At 55.0% G+C, this 17438-nt stretch carries 21 protein-coding genes; 14 read left to right on the forward strand and 7 right to left on the reverse strand.

Features of this window, described 5'->3' with window-relative positions; all coding sequences use genetic code 11:
• The first annotated feature begins 81 nt into the window (after positions 1-81).
• The 10 genes from panB to nth all read left to right on the forward strand — a co-directional run bounded on the left by panB (position 82) and on the right by nth (position 10370).
• Positions 82-921: a 3-methyl-2-oxobutanoate hydroxymethyltransferase gene (panB, locus tag GS3922_RS05150; protein WP_063165488.1), complete on the forward strand. Its 840-nt coding sequence runs from the start codon at positions 82-84 to the stop codon at positions 919-921.
• Positions 918-1787, forward strand: coding sequence for a pantoate--beta-alanine ligase (gene panC, locus GS3922_RS05155; RefSeq protein WP_063165489.1), 870 nt, complete (start codon positions 918-920; stop codon positions 1785-1787). The genes panB and panC overlap by 4 nt, the downstream gene beginning before the upstream one ends.
• A 13-nt stretch (positions 1788-1800) precedes the next feature.
• Entirely contained in the window at positions 1801-2184 is a 384-nt protein-coding gene (gene panD / locus GS3922_RS05160) for an aspartate 1-decarboxylase (protein WP_063165490.1), read from the forward strand.
• Positions 2185-2233: 49 nt separating this feature from the next.
• Positions 2234-4972: an ATP-dependent DNA helicase DinG gene (gene dinG, locus GS3922_RS05165; protein ID WP_063165491.1), complete on the forward strand. Its 2739-nt coding sequence runs from the start codon at positions 2234-2236 to the stop codon at positions 4970-4972.
• A gap of 509 nt (positions 4973-5481) precedes the next feature.
• The gene (locus GS3922_RS17070; protein WP_008879583.1) at positions 5482-5652 is read left to right on the forward strand and encodes a YpmA family protein; all 171 of its coding nucleotides are present in this window, start codon (positions 5482-5484) and stop codon (positions 5650-5652) included.
• A gap of 5 nt (positions 5653-5657) precedes the next feature.
• On the forward strand, positions 5658-6137 hold the full coding sequence (locus GS3922_RS05170; protein ID WP_063167319.1) for a cell wall elongation regulator TseB-like domain-containing protein: 480 nt from the start codon (positions 5658-5660) through the stop codon (positions 6135-6137).
• Between the two features lie 21 nt (positions 6138-6158).
• Positions 6159-7340, forward strand: coding sequence for a pyridoxal phosphate-dependent aminotransferase (locus GS3922_RS05175; protein WP_063165492.1), 1182 nt, complete (start codon positions 6159-6161; stop codon positions 7338-7340).
• A gap of 215 nt (positions 7341-7555) precedes the next feature.
• Positions 7556-8848 carry an asparagine--tRNA ligase gene (asnS, locus tag GS3922_RS05180; RefSeq protein ID WP_063165493.1) on the forward strand — a complete coding sequence of 431 codons (1293 nt, stop codon included), beginning with the start codon at positions 7556-7558 and terminating at the stop codon, positions 8846-8848.
• Positions 8849-8915: 67 nt separating this feature from the next.
• Entirely contained in the window at positions 8916-9623 is a 708-nt protein-coding gene (locus tag GS3922_RS05185; RefSeq protein ID WP_063165494.1) for a DnaD domain-containing protein, read from the forward strand.
• 75 nt (positions 9624-9698) lie between these two features.
• On the forward strand, positions 9699-10370 hold the full coding sequence (gene nth, locus GS3922_RS05190) for an endonuclease III (protein ID WP_063165495.1): 672 nt from the start codon (positions 9699-9701) through the stop codon (positions 10368-10370).
• Positions 10371-10512: 142 nt separating this feature from the next.
• On the opposite strand, the gene GS3922_RS05195 is transcribed toward nth, so the two are convergent.
• Together GS3922_RS05195 and recU are read right to left on the reverse strand one after the other, a co-directional pair.
• Positions 10513-13164 (reverse strand): penicillin-binding protein 1A, encoded by a 2652-nt coding sequence (locus GS3922_RS05195; protein WP_063165496.1) that lies wholly within the window; start codon positions 13162-13164, stop codon positions 10513-10515.
• Between the two features lie 18 nt (positions 13165-13182).
• Positions 13183-13803: a Holliday junction resolvase RecU gene (gene recU, locus GS3922_RS05200; RefSeq protein WP_063165497.1), complete on the reverse strand. Its 621-nt coding sequence runs from the start codon at positions 13801-13803 to the stop codon at positions 13183-13185.
• A gap of 215 nt (positions 13804-14018) precedes the next feature.
• Between recU and GS3922_RS05205 the strand changes: the two genes are divergently transcribed.
• Together GS3922_RS05205 and GS3922_RS05210 are read left to right on the forward strand one after the other, a co-directional pair.
• The gene (locus tag GS3922_RS05205) at positions 14019-14261 is read left to right on the forward strand and encodes a hypothetical protein (RefSeq protein ID WP_063165498.1); all 243 of its coding nucleotides are present in this window, start codon (positions 14019-14021) and stop codon (positions 14259-14261) included.
• A 113-nt stretch (positions 14262-14374) separates the two neighbouring features.
• Positions 14375-14737 carry a YppE family protein gene (locus GS3922_RS05210; RefSeq protein ID WP_063165499.1) on the forward strand — a complete coding sequence of 121 codons (363 nt, stop codon included), beginning with the start codon at positions 14375-14377 and terminating at the stop codon, positions 14735-14737.
• A gap of 74 nt (positions 14738-14811) precedes the next feature.
• On the opposite strand, the gene GS3922_RS17800 is transcribed toward GS3922_RS05210, so the two are convergent.
• Both GS3922_RS17800 and GS3922_RS05215 read right to left on the reverse strand, forming a co-directional pair.
• The gene (locus GS3922_RS17800; protein WP_168157873.1) at positions 14812-14982 is read right to left on the reverse strand and encodes a hypothetical protein; all 171 of its coding nucleotides are present in this window, start codon (positions 14980-14982) and stop codon (positions 14812-14814) included.
• An 82-nt stretch (positions 14983-15064) separates the two neighbouring features.
• A complete protein-coding gene (locus tag GS3922_RS05215; protein ID WP_063165500.1) occupies positions 15065-15265 on the reverse strand; it encodes a YppF family protein in 201 nt (66 codons plus the stop codon).
• A 198-nt stretch (positions 15266-15463) separates the two neighbouring features.
• Between GS3922_RS05215 and GS3922_RS05220 the strand changes: the two genes are divergently transcribed.
• Positions 15464-15808, forward strand: coding sequence for a YppG family protein (locus tag GS3922_RS05220; RefSeq protein WP_063165501.1), 345 nt, complete (start codon positions 15464-15466; stop codon positions 15806-15808).
• A gap of 42 nt (positions 15809-15850) precedes the next feature.
• Here the strand turns inward: GS3922_RS05220 and GS3922_RS05225 are convergent, their stop codons facing one another.
• Together GS3922_RS05225 and GS3922_RS05230 are read right to left on the reverse strand one after the other, a co-directional pair.
• Positions 15851-16105, reverse strand: coding sequence for a sigma-G-dependent sporulation-specific acid-soluble spore protein CsgA (locus GS3922_RS05225; RefSeq protein WP_063165502.1), 255 nt, complete (start codon positions 16103-16105; stop codon positions 15851-15853).
• The gene (locus GS3922_RS05230) at positions 16105-16290 is read right to left on the reverse strand and encodes a hypothetical protein (RefSeq protein WP_063165503.1); all 186 of its coding nucleotides are present in this window, start codon (positions 16288-16290) and stop codon (positions 16105-16107) included. Before GS3922_RS05230 ends, GS3922_RS05225 begins: the two co-directional genes overlap by 1 nt.
• A 116-nt stretch (positions 16291-16406) precedes the next feature.
• Here GS3922_RS05230 and GS3922_RS17805 point away from each other — a divergent pair, with 116 nt between their 5' ends.
• Positions 16407-16547 carry a hypothetical protein gene (locus tag GS3922_RS17805; RefSeq protein WP_020960271.1) on the forward strand — a complete coding sequence of 47 codons (141 nt, stop codon included), beginning with the start codon at positions 16407-16409 and terminating at the stop codon, positions 16545-16547.
• A gap of 339 nt (positions 16548-16886) precedes the next feature.
• Here GS3922_RS17805 and GS3922_RS05235 read toward each other — a convergent pair whose 3' ends face one another.
• Positions 16887-17351: an Hsp20/alpha crystallin family protein gene (locus GS3922_RS05235; RefSeq protein WP_063165504.1), complete on the reverse strand. Its 465-nt coding sequence runs from the start codon at positions 17349-17351 to the stop codon at positions 16887-16889.
• Positions 17352-17438: the final 87 nt, after the last annotated feature.

Raw genomic sequence — 17438 nt, forward strand, 5'->3', positions numbered from 1 at the left:
CCTTCTTTCTCAAGGCGGGAAAGAGGGACGTTTTGTTTCGGTCGCGTCATCTCCTCTGCAATGAAAGAGGAGGGAACAAAAGTGAAGACGAAAGCCGATTTTTTTCGCATGAAGCAGGCGGATGAGCCGATCGTGATGGTGACCGCTTACGACTTTCCGTCGGCGAAGCTGGCCGAACAGGCCGGGGTGGATATGATTTTAGTCGGCGATTCGCTCGGCATGGTCGTGCTCGGCTACGACTCGACGATCCCGGTGACGGTCGATGACATGATCCATCATACGAAGGCGGTCCGCCGCGGTGCGCCGAATACGTTTATCGTTACGGACATGCCGTTTATGTCGTACCATGCGTCCAAAGAAGAGGCGCTGCAAAACGCCCGGCGCATCATGCAGCAGTCGGGGGCGAACGCCGTCAAAGTCGAGGGGGCGGATGACGTCGTTAAGGTGATCGCCGCACTGACGAAAGCCGGGGTGCCGGTCGTCGCCCACCTCGGGCTGACGCCGCAGTCCGTCGGCGTGCTTGGCGGCTATAAAGTGCAAGGCAAAGATGCGGAAAGCGCCAAAAAGCTGCTTGATGATGCAAAACAGTGCGAGCAGGCAGGAGCGATGGCGCTCGTCTTGGAGTGCGTGCCGAAGCAGCTCGGGGCGGCTGTGGCTCAAGCGCTCACCATTCCCGTCATCGGCATCGGCGCGGGGGCGGAAGTCGACGGCCAAGTGCTCGTCTATCACGACTTGCTTGGCTACGGCGTCAGCCGCGTGCCGAAGTTTGTCAAACAATACGCCGCCGTTCAAGAGACGATCGTCGAGGCGCTGGCGAACTATGTCGCTGATGTCAGGCTGCGCCAGTTTCCGGAGCCGGCGTACACGTTTACGATGAAGGAAGAGGAATGGGTGGCCTTATACGGAGGAAACCAATCATGATCATCGTCGATCGGATTAGTGAAATGCAGGCGCTGATGCGCCAATGCCGCCGTGAAGGAAAAACGATCGGGTTCGTCCCGACGATGGGCTATTTGCACGAAGGGCATGCCGCTCTCATCGATCGGGCGCGCGAAGAGAACGACATGGTCGTCGTCAGCATTTTTGTCAATCCGCTTCAGTTTGGACCGAACGAAGATTTTGCCCGTTATCCGCGCGATTTCGCCCGCGACCGGCACATCGCCGAACAGCGCGGAGTCGACGTGCTGTTTCATCCGGAAGCAGGCGAGATGTACCCGGGGCCGCTCACGGTGCAAGCGGTCGTCAAAGCGCGCACCGATGTATTGTGCGGACGGTCGCGGCCCGGCCATTTCGACGGCGTAGCGACGGTGCTCATTAAGCTGTTTCACATCGTTATGCCTGACCGCGCCTATTTCGGCATGAAAGATGCTCAGCAAGTGGCTGTTGTTGACGGCTTGATTCGCGATTTCAATTTTCCGATTGAGCTCGTGCCGGTGCCGACGGTCCGTGAGGCCGACGGGCTGGCGAAAAGCTCGCGCAACGTCTATTTATCGTCGCAAGAACGGAAGGAGGCGCCGGCGCTCTATCAAGCGCTGCAGGCGGCAGCGGCGGCCGTTGAGGAAGGGGAGCGGAGCGGTGATGCTCTTCGCCGTCTCGTCAAAGAGCATATTGAAGCGCATACGCATGCCGAGATCGATTATGTCGAAGTGTGCTCGTACCCGGATTTGACGCCGCTTGAAACGCTTCACGGAACGGTGCTCGTCGCGGTTGCCGTCCGGTTTACGAGCGCCCGCTTGATCGACAATGTCATCCTTAGGCTGCCCGAGGCGCCAAGACAAGAGGAGTAAGGGGGGATCGCCCATGTTTCGTACACTCATGAACGCGAAAATTCACCGCGCCCGCGTAACGGAAGCGAACTTAGATTATGTCGGCAGCATTACGATCGACGAAGATATTTTAGATACGGTCGGCATGGTGGCTAATGAAAAAGTGCAAGTCGTCAACAATAATAACGGGGCCCGCTTTGAAACGTACATCATCCCGGGCGAGCGCGGCAGCGGCGTCTTTTGCCTAAACGGCGCCGCCGCCCGCCTCGTGCAAAAGGGGGACATCATTATCGTCATTTCGTATGCGCTCGTTCCGGAAGAAAAAATCGCCGCACACCGGCCGAAAATCGCCATTATGGACGAAAACAACCGCATCGCGCAGCTCATCGCCGAAGAGCCGGCGCATACGATTTTATAACGGGGCAAAAAGGGGCTTTCCGCCCCTTTTCGTTTTGAGGTGATCGTTTATGGCAATGCGCTTTGTCATTATCGACTTAGAGACAACCGGAAACGGACCGAAAAAAGGCGACCGGATCATCCAGCTCGGCATGGCGGTCGTTGAAGACGGCTCGATCGTCGAGCGATTTGCCAGCTTCTTTAACCCGGAACAACCGATTCCGCTGTTCATCCAACAGCTGACGAACATCGACGAAGAGACGGTGGAAGGAGCGCCGCTGTTTGCCGACAAGGCGGCGGAGATCGCAGCGATGATGGATGGCGCGTATTTTGTCGCCCATAACGTCGATTTTGATTTGCCGTTTTTGCAAGCCGAACTCGAACGGGCCGGACGGCCGCCGTTTGCCGGTCCGACGATCGATACGGTCGAGCTTGCCCGCATCGTGCTGCCGACAGCGGAAAGCTATAAGCTCGGCGACTTGGCGAAACAGCTTGGCCTCCGCCATGACCGTCCGCATCAAGCGGACAGCGATGCGGAAGTGACGGCCAAGTTGTTCATCGCTTTGCTTAGGCGACTTAGCCGCCTTCCGCTTGTGACGCTCGAACAGCTGCGGCGCCTTGCCCGCCATTTGAAAAGCGATATTTACTCGCTTCTTGATGTCGTCATCGCTAAAAAACAGAAAGAAGCGCCAACGGACAATACGGTCGCCCTCTACCGCGGCATCGCGCTAAAAAAACCGGGCGGCGGAAAACCGGAGCAGGATAATGGCGAGGAGCGCCCCGCTTCGGTTTCGTTTGCCGCTTTTTACGAGCAAGCGCCGCCCCTTCCGCTTCCCGGCTACAAGCGGCGTGAAGGGCAATGGGAAATGATGCAGCTCATCTATGAGGCGTTATCCACGTCCCAGCATGCGCTCATTGAGGCGGGAACCGGGCTTGGAAAGTCGCTCGCCTATTTCATCCCGGCCGCCTTTTTTGCCTGCGAGCGGCAAGAACGGGTCGTCATCAGCACACATACGCTCCAGCTGCAAGAGCAGCTCATCCGCCGCGATTGGCCGGTGCTGCGGCAAGTTGTGCCGGCCCCGCTCCGCGTCGCCGTCTTGAAAGGGAAGCAAAACTACCTTTCCCTTGACAAGTTCGCTTCGTTTTTGCCTGAGCCGAACGACACGTACGATGCGGCGCTTTTGAAATGCCAGCTGCTTGTCTGGCTGCTTGAGACAGACAGCGGCGATTTGGATGAGTTGAACGTATCGTCCGGCGCCCGTCTCTCGCTGTCAGCGCTCGCCATCGGCGAGGAGGAGGACGGCGGGCGGCATCATTTTTTCGCGCAGGCGAAACGGCGGGCCGAACAGGCCGATCTCGTCATTACGAACCATGCGTTTTTGCTTCATGACTTGACTGCTTCAACGCCGCTTTTGCCGCCGTTTCGTTATCTCGTCATTGATGAGGCGCATCGGCTTGAGGAGATCGCTGCCCGTTATTTTGGTGAGCGGATCGACTATGTGTCCTTTCGGCTGTCAACCGCTAAAATGGCGCAAACGATCACGAAATGGCTGGAAGCGGAGCAAGGCGAAACGAGAGACGTTCTCGCCCGCTGCCAGCGGCGCCTTGAAGGGCTGCAATTTGAAGGGGACGAGCTGTTTCGCTTGCTGCGCCGCTATGCGCTACGGAAAAAGCCGGCGCGGGCCGGGCGTTGTCGCTGCCGTTTTTCGCCGGCGGACGAGCACGGGCGGACGTGGCAGGCGGCCGTTGAGCTATGTTGGCGTCTGCGTGATCTGACGGCGGCGCTGCTTGGGGAGGCAAAACCGCTTCTGGCATCCGCTGCAACCGACGATGGAACACCGTCCGCCTCGCTCGCAGCCGACCTTGTGGCGCTAAACCGGCAAATGGATGTCCTCGTTCGGCTGCTGACTGAAGCAGAGCCGGGGACCGTCCGCTGGATCGAAGCCGATGAAAAAGGAGCGGCGAACGCGGTCCGGCTTTATTCGCAGCCCGTCGATCTTGCTGATTTTTTCGCTGAGCGGCTGTTTATGAAAAAACGGAGCGTGATTTTGACGTCAGCGACGCTCGCCGTTCGCGGCCGGTTCGCTTATATGGCGGCGCGCCTCGGCCTGGACGATTTTTACCCGCTCTGCCGCTCGTTTCCGGCGCCATTTCGCTATGAGGAGCAAGCCGCGCTCTTTGTGCCGACGGATCTGCCGCTCGTTTCCGCCGTGCCGCTTGAGGCGTACGCTGAAGCGGCGGCCGCGGCCGTGCTCTCGATCGCCCGGCGCGTCGGCCGGCGGACGCTTGTGTTGTTCCCATCGTATGAGCTGTTGAAAATGACGGCTGAGGCGCTGAAAACGGAAGAAGCGGATGAGCCGTTCGTGTTGATTGCCCAAGGGATACAAAGCGGCAGCCCGGCAAAGCTTTTGCGGACATTTTTGCAGTTTGATCACGCCGTGCTGTTTGGGACGAGCGGCTTTTGGGAAGGGATTGATTTGCCGGACTCAGCGCTCGATGCCCTCATTATCGCCCGCTTGCCGTTTGCGCCTCCGGACGATCCGGTGATGGAGGCGAAAAGTGAGCGGATTCGCGCCGCCGGCGGCGATCCGTTTTACGAGTTGTCACTTCCCGAGGCGGTGCTCCGCTTTAAGCAAGGATTTGGCCGCCTCATCCGCACCGAGCGCGACAAAGGAGCCGTATTTGTGCTCGATCGCCGGCTGACCGCCGCTTCGTACGGGACCGATTTTCTCGCTTCACTGCCGCCGCTTTCGGTATATGAGGGGGCGCTTTCCGAGCTGCTTGATAAAGCAAGCGACTGGCTTTTATGAGACAAGCTAGGTGAACGGCGGGCTAGTTTTCGGAAGGCGAAAAGGCGGCGCTCGATGACGGGAGTTTCGCTTTGATCACACAAGCAAGGCGGATGGCTAAGCCACCGGCTTCGTTTTTAGAAACGGGCAGGGGGGATGACTGCACAAGGGGAAGTTCGCTTTCACCAAGCAGCGGTTTTGTCCTCATAAAGTGAAATGAAACGGTGCAATCTAAAGATGGCGGTCGGCAAAAAACGCCCCGCGCGCGGCGGGGCGGGAAAGAGGCAAATTTGCGTTGGTGGTGTAGGCGGGCAAATTTGTTATGAAATGGTCGGATAAACCTGCTATAATAGGGAAGAAGCACAACTGCGATGGCAGCTTGCGGCCTCGCTGTTTGGCTTCGCCGGCTCGGCCGCAGAGGCGTGAAGAAGCGCAACTGTGATCATCATCTTACTGTATTTGTATTGTTGCCGGAGCCGCCGGCGTGTATAAGTAACAAAATTTGCGCCGCACAGGAGGAAACAACGAAAATGGAAAGCAAAATTGAAGTGCTCGCCACCGTCAAAATCCAGCACTCGGACGATTTGTACAAAATCGTTGACTGCTTGAACCGAACGCTGAAGCGCGACAATTTGATGTTTGGCCTTGCTTTGGATGAAAACGACAAACGCCAAGCGGTCTTTACGATTTATCGGACGTGATCGCCATGAAAAAGTGGGGATGGTTCGCTCTCATTGTTTTTAGTTTTCTCACTTGGCAGGCATGGTCGATTTACGGTGAGGCGATGGCGCCAAAACGATCCATGGTGGAAAAAGCGCTCGCGCGAGCGAAGGAAGCAGCCGGACTCGTCGACGTGAAGAAAGTCTATACATATTATGGGGAGGAAGCATGCACCGTATTCATCGGCCGGACGAAGCAGGGGGAAACGGACACCGTTGTTTGGGTGCCGGAAAAAGAGGGGGATATCGTCGTCAAGAGAGCGGACAGCGGCATTAGCGAGGCGGAAGCGCGCGCCATTTTACAGCGCGACCGACATCCGCGGCAAGTGATTGACGCGACGCTTGGCATGGAAAAAGGCGTGCCTCTTTGGGAGTTGACATATATTGATGCAGAAGGAAGGTATTCGTTTTATTACCTCCATTTTGCGGATGGCGCGTTTCTGAAGAGGTATAGTTTTCAACGTTGAGCATACGAGGGGGAAGAAACGATGAAATTGGCAAAACGGGTGGCGTCGCTGACCCCATCGGCGACATTGGCCATTACGGCAAAAGCAAAAGAACTGAAAGCGGCCGGACATGACGTGATTGGCCTCGGAGCCGGTGAACCGGATTTCAATACGCCGCAGCACATTCTGGAGGCCGCCATCAAGGCGATGAACGAAGGGCATACGAAATATACGCCATCGGGCGGGTTGCCGACGTTAAAGGCGGAAATTATCAAAAAATTCGCTCGCGACCAAGGTTTGGATTATGAGCCGGCTGAAGTGATTGTGTGTGTCGGGGCGAAGCACGCCCTTTACACGCTGTTTCAAGTGTTGCTTGATGAAGGCGACGAAGTGATCATTCCGACGCCGTATTGGGTGAGCTACCCGGAACAAGTGAAGCTGGCGGGCGGCGTTCCGGTTTATGTCGAAGGGCTTGAACAAAACGATTTTAAAATTACGCCGGAGCAGCTGAAACAGGCGATCACGCCGCGGACGAAGGCGGTCATCATCAACTCGCCGAGCAACCCGACCGGCATGATTTACACGGCCGAAGAGTTGAAGGCGCTTGGTGAGGTGTGCCTGACGCATGGCGTACTGATCGTTTCCGACGAAATTTATGAAAAATTGATTTACGGCGGGGCGAAACATGTGTCAATCGCCGAGTTGTCGCCGGAGCTGAAGGCGCAGACGGTCATCATCAACGGCGTGTCGAAGTCGCATTCGATGACGGGCTGGCGCATCGGCTATGCGGCGGGGCCGAAAGACGTCATTAAGGCGATGACTGATTTGGCGAGCCATAGCACGTCCAACCCGACGTCGATCGCCCAATATGCGGCCATTGCCGCTTACAGCGGGCCGCAGGAGCCGGTGGAACAAATGCGCCAGGCGTTTGAACAGCGGCTGAACATCATTTACGATAAGCTCGTGCAAGTTCCGGGGTTCACGTGCGTCAAGCCGCAAGGGGCGTTTTACTTGTTCCCGAACGCGCGCAAAGCGGCCGCGATGGCCGGCTGCCGCACGGTCGACGAGTTTGTCGCCGCCTTGCTCGAAGAGGCGAAAGTCGCCCTTGTGCCCGGCTCTGGATTTGGGGCGCCGGATAACGTTCGCTTGTCATATGCGACATCGCTCGATGCACTCGAAACTGCGGTCGAACGCATCCGCCGGTTTATGGAAGCGCGCGCTTAACAGGCGGCGGCTTTGCCTCAAGCAAAGCCGCTTTTTCCGCGCCCGCTGTATTTCGCGAGGCACAGCTAGGTGTGCGGGTTTCACCGGCGGCCGCTGCGCACCGTTTTCTATCGTTGTGCCGAGCCGGTTAAGAGGGGCATGGCCGTTGCCGCTGTTTCGGCAGAACGGTATAATAGCGAATGATGGACGTGTCGATTATTGGAGGGAATGGGTACGTGAAAACGACGATTGCTGAAGTGAACCAATATGTAGATCAAGAAGTGACGATCGGCGCTTGGTTGGCGAACAAGCGCTCGAGCGGAAAAATCGCCTTTTTACAGCTGCGTGATGGGACGGGCTTTATTCAAGGTGTAGTTGAAAAAGCGAACGTCTCAGAAGAGGTGTTTCAACGTGCGAAAACGCTGACGCAAGAAACATCGCTTTATGTGACCGGCACGGTGCGCGTCGATGAGCGTTCGCCGTTCGGTTATGAGCTGTCGGTGACGAATTTAGAGGTGATCGATGAAGCGGTCGATTATCCGATTACGCCAAAAGAGCACGGTGTTGAATTTTTAATGGATCATCGCCACCTTTGGCTCCGTTCGCGGCGCCAGCATGCGATCATGAAAATCCGCAACGAGCTGATTCGGGCGACGTATGAGTTTTTTAACGACCGCGGCTTCGTCAAAGTCGATGCACCGATTTTGACCGGCAGCGCCCCGGAAGGAACGACCGAGCTGTTCCATACGAAATACTTTGATGAGGATGCGTATTTATCGCAAAGCGGCCAGCTATATATGGAAGCAGCAGCCATGGCGCTCGGCAAAGTGTTTTCGTTCGGCCCGACGTTCCGCGCCGAAAAGTCGAAAACGCGCCGCCATTTGATCGAATTTTGGATGGTCGAGCCCGAAATGGCGTTTTATCAATTTGAAGACAATTTGCGGCTGCAAGAAGAGTATGTCTCCTATCTCGTCCAGTCGGTGCTTAGCCGCTGCCGGCTCGAGCTTGGCCGTCTTGACCGCGATGCCGCCAAACTCGAGCTTGTTAAGCCGCCGTTTCCGCGCCTGATGTATGACGAGGCGATCAAGCTGCTGCATGACAAAGGGTTTACCGACATCGAATGGGGCGATGACTTCGGCGCGCCGCATGAGACGGCCATTGCTGAAAGCTTCGACAAGCCGGTGTTTATCACTCACTACCCGACATCGTTAAAGCCGTTTTACATGCAGCCGGATCCGAACCGCCCGGATGTCGTATTGTGCGCCGATTTAATCGCGCCGGAAGGATACGGGGAAATTATCGGCGGCTCCGAGCGCATTCACGATTATGAGCTGCTAAAGCAGCGCCTTGAGGAGCATCATTTGCCGCTTGAAGCATATAAATGGTATTTAGATTTGCGCAAATACGGTTCCGTGCCTCACTCCGGGTTCGGGCTCGGCCTCGAGCGCACCGTCGCTTGGATTTGCGGCGTTGAGCATGTGCGCGAAACGATCCCGTTCCCGCGGTTGCTCAACCGTCTCTATCCGTAAAAACCCCCCTGCAAAAAGGGGGTTTTTTCGCCAGTGTCATGTTATACTATAGTTGAGGTGCATCGGCATGGAAAAGAAAAAGGTGGCCGAATGGCTGGCGCAAGGAAGCGTTGTCGTCCCGAAACTGTTGCTGAACCATTACAAGCGGCTCGGTTTGAGTGAAGGGGAGCTCGTCTTGCTTTTGCACATGCAATCGTTTTTTGAAGAAGGCGTCGTCTTCCCGACACCGGCCGAGCTGGCTGAGAAAATGACCGTTCCGGCAGCGGAATGCATGGAGATGGTGCGCCGGCTGCTGCAAAAAGGAATGGTCGGCATCGAGGAGCATACGGACGAACGCGGCGTTCGCGGCGAAAAATATACGCTGGAGCCGCTTTGGGAGCAATTGGTGCACCATTTGTATGCACAGGCCGCCAAGGACGGGCAGATCGGCCAGCAGGAAGAAGAGGAAAGCTTGTATACGATATTTGAGCAGGAATTTGGCCGTCCGCTTTCCCCATTTGAGTGCGAAACGCTCTCGATGTGGATCGACCAAGACGGCCATGAGCCGGCCATCATTAAGGCGGCGCTGCGCGAGGCGGTGCTGTCAGGGAAATTGAATTTCCGCTACATCGACCGCATTTTGTTCGAGTGGAAAAAAAACGGCATCCGGACGATCGAACAGGCGCACGATTACGGCAAAAAATTCCGCAAGCCGAAACCGCCCGCGCGCCCGGAGAAACAGGCGACAGGGGAATTTCAGCAGACGATTCCGTTTTTTAACTGGCTTGACTCATAGACGAGAGGCGCTGTCTCTCGTTTTTGTTTGGCCAACGATCAGTTGACCAAGCGTTGTGAAAGGAGGAGGAGGCCGGTGTTGACGAAGCAGCAAATCCGCTACTGTTTGGATGAGATGGCCAACATGTTTCCGAATGCCCATTGTGAGCTCGTGCACCGCAACCCGTTTGAACTGTTGATCGCGGTCGTCCTATCGGCGCAATGCACCGATGCGCTCGTCAATAAAGTGACGAAGCGGCTGTTTGAAAAATACCGAACGCCTTACGACTACATCGCCGTGCCGCTGGAAGAGCTGGAGCAGGACATCCGTTCGATCGGCCTGTACCGGAACAAAGCGAAAAACATTCAAAAGCTGTGCGCGATGTTAATTGAGGAGTATGACGGCGAAGTGCCGCGCGACCGCGACGAATTGATGAAGCTGCCCGGCGTCGGGCGGAAGACGGCGAACGTCGTTGTGTCTGTGGCGTTTGGCGTGCCGGCCATTGCCGTTGACACGCACGTCGAGCGCGTCAGCAAACGGCTTGGTTTTTGCCGCTGGAACGACTCCGTTCTCGAAGTCGAACAAACGCTGATGAAAAAAATTCCGAAAGAGGAATGGTCGATCACCCACCATCGGATGATTTTTTTCGGCCGCTACCATTGCAAGGCGCAGTCTCCGCAATGTCCGTCATGTCCTCTTCTTCATTTATGCCGTGAAGGAAAAAAACGGATGCGAAAACGGGAGGAAAAAGCGGCAAATCAGAAGTGAACGGAACCGCGAAAGGGCTTGGTGAAGAAGGGCCAGCAGCATGCCGGTCGGTCATGAAAAAACGGATGGCGCAAAAGCCATCCGTTTTTTAGGAATGCAGCTGTTATGGACGGGTGCCAAGACCCGCTCCGGATCCGTTTTTTTACGGCGGGGAGACAGGCGGCGTTCCGCTGTTTGCACCTGTTCCGCCGTTCGTTCCGTTCGTTTGGCCGCTGTTGTTCGTTCCTTGGTTGTTTGTTCCATCCGTTTGGCCATTGTTTTGGTTGGCCCCGCCGCTGTTGCCATTTTCTTGTCCGCCGCTTGCGCCGCCGTTTTGTTCATTGTTGTTTCCCTGACCGTTTTCGTTTCCGTTATTCCCGCTGTTGCCTTGATCGGTGCCGCCGTTTTGCCCGCCGCTGCCTTGGCTGTCATCCCCCGGTTGTTGTGGCGCGGGAGTTTGATCTTCTCCGCCGGGGACATGAACGCTGGCTATGGCCGGTTTGCTCATTCGTTCGCCGTCTTTTGCGTACACGGCGATTGTGTACGTCCATCCTGGCGTCGGATTGGAAATCGTGATCGAACGGTCTTTTGTGGTGATCGTATTCGTTTGACCTTGGCCATCTTTGACGCGCACCTCGAAGATCGTCTCATCGGTTTGCTCATCGTATGACCACGAAACCGCGATGGCGTTCGCCGCTTGGTCGTACACAGCGGTCAACCCTTTCACCGCCGGCAGTTCTTCCGGCGCGTCGTTCGCCGTCTCCGTCGGCTCAGTGCCGCGCACGAACAATTCATACGTAATTTCGCTTTCCGGCGTGTATTTGCCGGCAAGTTTCGGCGGATTTGTGCCTTTTTTAATCGGCAGTCTGACGACGCTCTCCGGCTGCTTGAAGCTTCCGCTGCCGTCATCGATATGGGACATTAAGTTTTTCAACAAGTATTTCGGGATTTTTTGTTCCTCTATACTAAGCTTTGCCGTGCTGCTTCGCTTGCTGAAGCCGACCCAAATGGCCGCCGTATAGTTTGGCGTATAGCCGACAATCCAGCTGTCCGGCACATCGTCTCTTTGGAGGCCAAATTTGGCGCCGTCTTCGCCGTAGTTTGTCGTTCCTGTTTTGCCCGCGAGCTCAAGCCCTGGGACATTAGCCAACACGCCGGTTCCGGAGCGGATGACCGTTTTCAGCACATCGGTGATCATATAAGCGGTATAGTCGTGCATCACCCGTTTCGGCTTTGGCTGCAAATCCATTTCCGTGCCGTCTGGGAAGACGATTTTCGTCACGGCATACGGCTTTGTGTAAATCCCGTTGTTGCCAAAGGCGGTGTAGGCCCCGGCCATTTGCAACGGTGACACATAGTTGGATACTCCCCCGATCGCATATGGCTCATATACTTCACTAAAGCCCATCCCAAGACGATTGGCAAACTCCATCGCCCGTTCTTTGCCGACGGCTTGGAACGTTTTTAACGCCGGGATGTTGCGTGATTTTGCCAGTGCCGTCCGCAAGGTGATCGGCCCCATATATCCCCCGCCGGCGTTGCGGATCGGCGTGCCGTCCGAATACGTATACGGCTCGTCAACAAGAATGTGCGCTGTTGACCATTTTAAATATTCGATCGCTGGACCGTAATCCAAAATCGGTTTAATCGCCGAGCCGGGCTGGCCGACCGGCTGAATGGCATAGTTGAAGCCGAACTCGACGTCATCGCGGTTGCGCCCGCCGCCTAAGGCGCGAATGGCGCCTGTTTTCGTATCGACGAGGGCGATGGCCGACTGCAAGTCTTTTTTATTAGTAAAGTATTGCTTCGAGTTTAATAAGTTTTCGACGTACGACTGTGCCTCTTGATCAAGCGTTGTGTAAATTTTCAATCCGTCTTCAAAGACGTTGACGTTCGCTTTGTCGGTCACTTCTTTGATCACTTCGTCAATAAAGGCGTCATACGGCACGGAGCTTTGCGGTTTTTTCCGTTCAGCAAGCATCGATTTGATCGGCACTTGTTTCGCCTTCTCCGCCTCTTCTTGGCTGATGAAGCCGTGTTTCGCCATGAGCGATAAAACGGTATCGCGCCGTTTTTTCGCCGCCTCCGGTTGATCGTACGGATTGTATCGGTTCGGGCTTTGCGGCATGCCGGCTAAGAGCGCCGCTTCCGGGAGCGTCAACTCTTTTAAATTCGTCTTGCCGAAGTAATATTCCGCTGCCCGAGCGACGCCGTAAATGCCGTCCGAATAATAAATTTTGTTCAAGTACATTTCTAAAATTTCATGCTTGGAATATTTTTGCTCAAGCTGCAGGGCGAGCCACGCTTCTTGCGCTTTCCGTTCTAGCGTTTTTTTCGATGACAGGAACGTCATTTTCACCACCTGCTGGGTGATCGTGCTGCCGCCTTCCGCCCCGAATCCTTCTTGAATATTGGCGACGACAGCGCCAGCCAAGCGGACGATATCGATGCCGTGATGTTCGTAAAAGCGGGCGTCTTCTGTTGCCAACACCGCGTTTTCGAGCACTTTCGGCACGTCTTTATATGAAATGTACGTTCGCTTGTAACCGCCAAGTTCGGCGACTTTTTTCCTGTTCATATCGTATACGGTTGAAGAGAGCGGGTCTTTAATCTTTGCTTCATCGAGCGGGGGGGCGTCCTTGACGAAGTAGGCGAACGCCGCTACGCCGCCCGCTGCTCCGATGGCGATCATAAGCAATATGGCAATGGCGATCGTTTTCAACCACGATGCTCCTTTTTTCTTTTTCGCTTTCTTTTGTTTCGCCTGTTTCGCTGCCTGCTTTCGTTCCAAACGAGAACGATATTCACCAGACATAAGCAAATCCTGCCTTTCTTACAAGTTTTCACCTTGCACGGTGAAGTACACGTTTTCTACTACACTAATATAATCAATTCTCGGCTGGTAGCCAAGCGGGATGTAATGCCCGCACCGCTCGATCTCCCGTTTCGGAATCGACTTCCGCCCGCCGGCTTCTTGTTCGTTCCAGCAGGCGATTAAATGGGAGGCATCAAGCAAGTACGTTTCATTCAGCGCAGAAAAGCGCAAAATGGCAAAGCAAATGCCGCCATGGGCAATGACTTGTTCCATATGGCGGATTTGGTGGGCATGGAAATTTTTCAGCGGAAACGCCGTTTTGTTCCTTGTTTCCTTCGCTTCAAAGTCGATGTATTTGCCGCGGTAGACGCCGTTGTAGTCGGTCGTTGACGCCTGTCGGAAGTACGCCTCTTTAATGACAGCGGCGCTCCGTTTCGGGTAGTCGACGCGGACGATTTGCACCGGGGTCGGTTTTTTATGGATGACGGCGATGCCGTGCTCCCGGTAATATTCATTCGTCGCGTTTAAGTCTTCTTCGAGCGTCATGCCGCGGTTGGCGTAATCGGCCGCCATCGGCTGGCGCGCCGCGCTCGGCTTGTTTCCGCGATACTCTTTTCCGCCCGGGTATTTGAGTGCCATCGCGTTCATCTCCTTTGAATGGTTTTTATTATACCATACGCCCAAGCAATATGCGCCCTTTTTCTTTTCCAACGGGACGCCCGCTGCCATCGTTGTCGAATGGCGGCCGCTTCCCGCTTTCTTTGCCGAATCTGTTCTACTTTTGTCGCTGCGGCAGGGAGTTGTTCTTCCCGCCGCGAATGGAATATCATCATGCCAGAAATGGGGGAGAAGGAATGGGAAAACGGCTGGTCAAAAAAGAAGAAATTGAAAAGCAGCTTGAGGAAATTGTCGCGCTCATTGAGCAAGTGGATGCCAAAATGGAAAAAGTCATTGCTGATGTGATTGAAGAACGTTATGCGCAAAATAAAGAGCAGCTCGGGCAGCTCGAAGGGCGAATCGCCGGTGTAGAACAGCGGCTTGACGGGAGGAGAGGGGAAGCCGAGCTGCGGCTTTCATCGAAACTGTATTTGGCGTAAGCATGCCGCTATGATATGATGAAACATAGACAAACGGCGTCAAACCGCTCACGGGCATTTCAGACCTGCGCTTACACGAAACTAAGTTCATCGCTATACGCAAGGAGGCCGTCATGGAAGAAGAGCTGAAAGCGCTGACGGAACAGCTTCATGAGTACAATGAACGGCTGCCGGCGATCGCCCGGCGCGCCCGCGCGCGGAATCAAGAGCCCGACTTTTTTGCCGAAGTCAAACCGTTCGCGGAGGAAGTGCAGGCGGTCGCCGAACGGTGGAAAGCGGCCGCTTTCCGCTGGATTCGCCAAGCGCAGCCGAAATACGTTCACGAGCGGCAAATTGAAGCGGCGGTCGATCAGATGGCAAAATGGAGCGTGGAGGCATTTTATCCGTCCGTCCCAGAGCACCGCATCAAACAGTACAGCCAGGCCGTTGCGTACACGCTCGCCCTTGTCAAGAAGCGGCTTGGCGAAACAAGCTAGGGCGAAAAAGAGCGGTGTTTTGACCCGATAATCAAAAAGCTGTCTCCTTTGCTGAGGGAGACAGCTTTTTTGCCTTATGTGTCTTTTCCGGTTGTGATCGAAACAGGGCCGCTCTCAGCGGTGGCGACGGTGTTGATTTCATATTCGACCCGTTCGGTATGTTTCGGCGGTACCGGTTCTCCATGTTTCGGTTTTTCGTGGTCATGGCCTTTCAGCTTATGGTTAAAATGCACGCCTCGGCCCATTGCACAACACCCCCTTTATATTACGATGGGGCGTTTGGGCGGGAAATATGCAAAAAAAAGAAGGGAAAAGCTCCCTCGAGGCCTAAAGTCCGGCGTATTCTCCTGCTTCATCCGGCTGACAGGCGCCGGCCTTTTCCAATTCGCGCACTAAGTCGCGGTACTCGGCGAGCGAAATCTCCCCGCGCAAATAAAGGCGGCGGGCAAAATCGAGCAGTTCGTTCGCCTCAGCCGGTTCGCAATGTTTGACCGCCATGAACTTATGTTTCAATTCAGCAATGCTCATCGATGCTTTTCCCCCTTCCCCTTTTTTACATCGTACCATGAAAATACGGGGGAAAAGCGATTTCCGAAAATTAAAACTTCCGACAAGAGATGACATGTCCACGCGCACGCCGCTAGGTATTGGCACATATACTAGTGGCAGCCTACCCCCTTTGCCTACGAGGGGGAAATCGACGATCAAAAATGGGGGAGAACGAACATGTACCGCTATCCGCGCCCGGTTTCGCCGCCGCCCGTTCATGGGCCATACAGTCTAGGCGGTCATTGGCCTTATTACGACCATTGGCCTTCATACATTCCGTCCGCGACCGCTCACTGGTCCTACGCTTCGCCATTCCATGCCGCTATGCCTTCGCACCCGACGCCGTACCCGAAGCCGGGGCCGCTGCTGCCGCCGCCGCGCCCGTCTTTTCTTGCCCAGTTTAAAAACAACGACGGGACGTATGATATTAACAAAATGATGAGTACGATGGGGCAGATGATCAATACGGTCAACCAAGTGAACGGCATGTTAAAAGGGCTGCTCAGCACGTTTAAAAAATGAGAAAGCCGCTCCCCTGCGCGGTCGGGGGCGGCTTTCACGCCGTTAAATAAGCAGCTCGTACACTTCATTCAGCTGATAGACGCGCTCATAATCGCGCTCATCCATCGCGTAGCGGATTTCATGGGGCAAAATGCGATCCAAAAAGGCGCTCTCCTCTTGCGTCAAGTCGCGGACAAACTCCCCCTCGCCCCGGTACGGTTTGCTGATTAGCTTTTTGTAGATGCGTTTTGGTGTGTCATCGTGGCTATCCAAGTAGTTAGACAAAATTTCCCGCAAATAGGCGAGCGTTTGTTCCATCAAGGTTCGCCCCCTTCAAAAAAAGAAGCAAACGTCCGACTGACGTTCGTTTTGCCTTCCGCATACGGATTCTCTTCCGTGACGCGATCCGGATCAAGGTTCGTTTTAATCACCAGCATCGGCTCATCGGACGGCTCATTGATCAACCGGTCGTTCAGCTGTTTAAAATCGGGCAGTTTCGCCATTCGTTTTACACCTCCTACCAAGTAGCGTAGCTTACTAACGGCGAAAGTATGTATGCCTCGTTTATGCGGCCGAAAAACGAGCAAGCTAATGGCAAACGGCAAGGGGGTGACAGACGGTGACGAACCGAAACGACAATCGGAAACGGAAAAATAAATACCCAAACAATCGCGAAGAAATTGCCAAAGAATGGGACATCCAAAAAGATCCGACACCGGAGAACAACAACCGGTACGGAAGTCCGTCGCATAAACAATAGAAGCCGAATACAAAAAAGCCGCTCCCGATATTGGGGACGGCTTTTTTAGGGCCCGACTAGAAGGTTGGTGAAAAACAGCGATCGCCCGTAGTTGACGTCAGATGACGTGAAACGAGAAGCTGATACCACAGAGTTTCTCAATTTGAGAAACAAGGTGGTGAAGCCACCTGTTCCTTTCATCACCAGCCTTCTAGGCCGACAGCGCGTTTTTGCAGCGCCTCGAAGTGAGGAGGCTGCATAAGGCGTTTTGCCGGCCCGGCTGTCTGCAGGATCTATAGTTGGACCGTTCCTTCGCTCATTTTCCCAGCCCAACGCGTTGGTTGCACAGCCTTCAAGTTTTCACTCAATGTCAATGTATTTTCGCTTTTGCGGCAGCCGGATGATGAGCGTGCCGTTTTGGAACGACGCTTTCACCTCATGTTCGGCAACCGGATACGGAAACGGAATCATCCTTGTGACACGCCGCCGCGCCTGCCGCCGCTCGTATACATGGCCGTTGTCGTCGGCCGATTCAATCGTTTCCTGATGATCGATGACGAGCTGCAGTCCATCTTCGTGCCATTGGAGGCTCATTTGCTCCCGCTTGATTTCGGGCAGCCGGACGATGATTTGGTAATCGCGTTTCGTTTCTTTCACCTCGATCGGGATGTACGCTTCGGCAAATGTTTGCGCGAAGTAGTCATCAAGCGTTTCAAGCAATTTTTGCAGCGGCCGTTCATCAAACCATTGGTTCACCATTTTCCGCAAATGGTGGAACGGGTGATCCCCTCCCCCGCCGGCCGGCGGTTGAAACGGTTCATTCATCGCGCTCCCCTCTCTTTCCTTTTTTTGAAGTGGCCGACTCGCCGCGTCCGGGCGGTCCTGTTCGGCCGTACCGCTCCGACAGTTGGC

The organism is Geobacillus subterraneus, assembly GCF_001618685.1.
Lineage (GTDB): Bacteria > Bacillota > Bacilli > Bacillales > Anoxybacillaceae > Geobacillus > Geobacillus subterraneus.

What these genes read in the sequence shown, in the direction of transcription:
- GS3922_RS05195 (WP_063165496.1), bottom strand. Translation starts at nt 13,164, where the DNA reads ATGTCTGGTGAATATCGTTCTCGTTTGGAACGAAAGCAGGCAGCGAAA.
- GS3922_RS17070 (WP_008879583.1), top strand. Translation starts at nt 5,482, where the DNA reads ATGGAAAGCAAAATTGAAGTGCTCGCCACCGTCAAAATCCAGCACTCG.
- GS3922_RS05170 (WP_063167319.1), top strand. Translation starts at nt 5,658, where the DNA reads ATGAAAAAGTGGGGATGGTTCGCTCTCATTGTTTTTAGTTTTCTCACT.
- GS3922_RS17800 (WP_168157873.1), bottom strand. Translation starts at nt 14,982, where the DNA reads ATGGGCCGAGGCGTGCATTTTAACCATAAGCTGAAAGGCCATGACCAC.
- GS3922_RS05220 (WP_063165501.1), top strand. Translation starts at nt 15,464, where the DNA reads ATGTACCGCTATCCGCGCCCGGTTTCGCCGCCGCCCGTTCATGGGCCA.
- panC (WP_063165489.1), top strand. Translation starts at nt 918, where the DNA reads ATGATCATCGTCGATCGGATTAGTGAAATGCAGGCGCTGATGCGCCAA.
- GS3922_RS05230 (WP_063165503.1), bottom strand. Translation starts at nt 16,290, where the DNA reads ATGGCGAAACTGCCCGATTTTAAACAGCTGAACGACCGGTTGATCAAT.
- GS3922_RS05215 (WP_063165500.1), bottom strand. Translation starts at nt 15,265, where the DNA reads ATGAGCATTGCTGAATTGAAACATAAGTTCATGGCGGTCAAACATTGC.
- GS3922_RS05175 (WP_063165492.1), top strand. Translation starts at nt 6,159, where the DNA reads ATGAAATTGGCAAAACGGGTGGCGTCGCTGACCCCATCGGCGACATTG.
- GS3922_RS05205 (WP_063165498.1), top strand. Translation starts at nt 14,019, where the DNA reads ATGGGAAAACGGCTGGTCAAAAAAGAAGAAATTGAAAAGCAGCTTGAG.
- GS3922_RS05235 (WP_063165504.1), bottom strand. Translation starts at nt 17,351, where the DNA reads ATGAATGAACCGTTTCAACCGCCGGCCGGCGGGGGAGGGGATCACCCG.
- panD (WP_063165490.1), top strand. Translation starts at nt 1,801, where the DNA reads ATGTTTCGTACACTCATGAACGCGAAAATTCACCGCGCCCGCGTAACG.
- GS3922_RS05185 (WP_063165494.1), top strand. Translation starts at nt 8,916, where the DNA reads ATGGAAAAGAAAAAGGTGGCCGAATGGCTGGCGCAAGGAAGCGTTGTC.
- dinG (WP_063165491.1), top strand. Translation starts at nt 2,234, where the DNA reads ATGGCAATGCGCTTTGTCATTATCGACTTAGAGACAACCGGAAACGGA.
- GS3922_RS05210 (WP_063165499.1), top strand. Translation starts at nt 14,375, where the DNA reads ATGGAAGAAGAGCTGAAAGCGCTGACGGAACAGCTTCATGAGTACAAT.
- GS3922_RS05225 (WP_063165502.1), bottom strand. Translation starts at nt 16,105, where the DNA reads ATGGAACAAACGCTCGCCTATTTGCGGGAAATTTTGTCTAACTACTTG.
- recU (WP_063165497.1), bottom strand. Translation starts at nt 13,803, where the DNA reads ATGGCACTCAAATACCCGGGCGGAAAAGAGTATCGCGGAAACAAGCCG.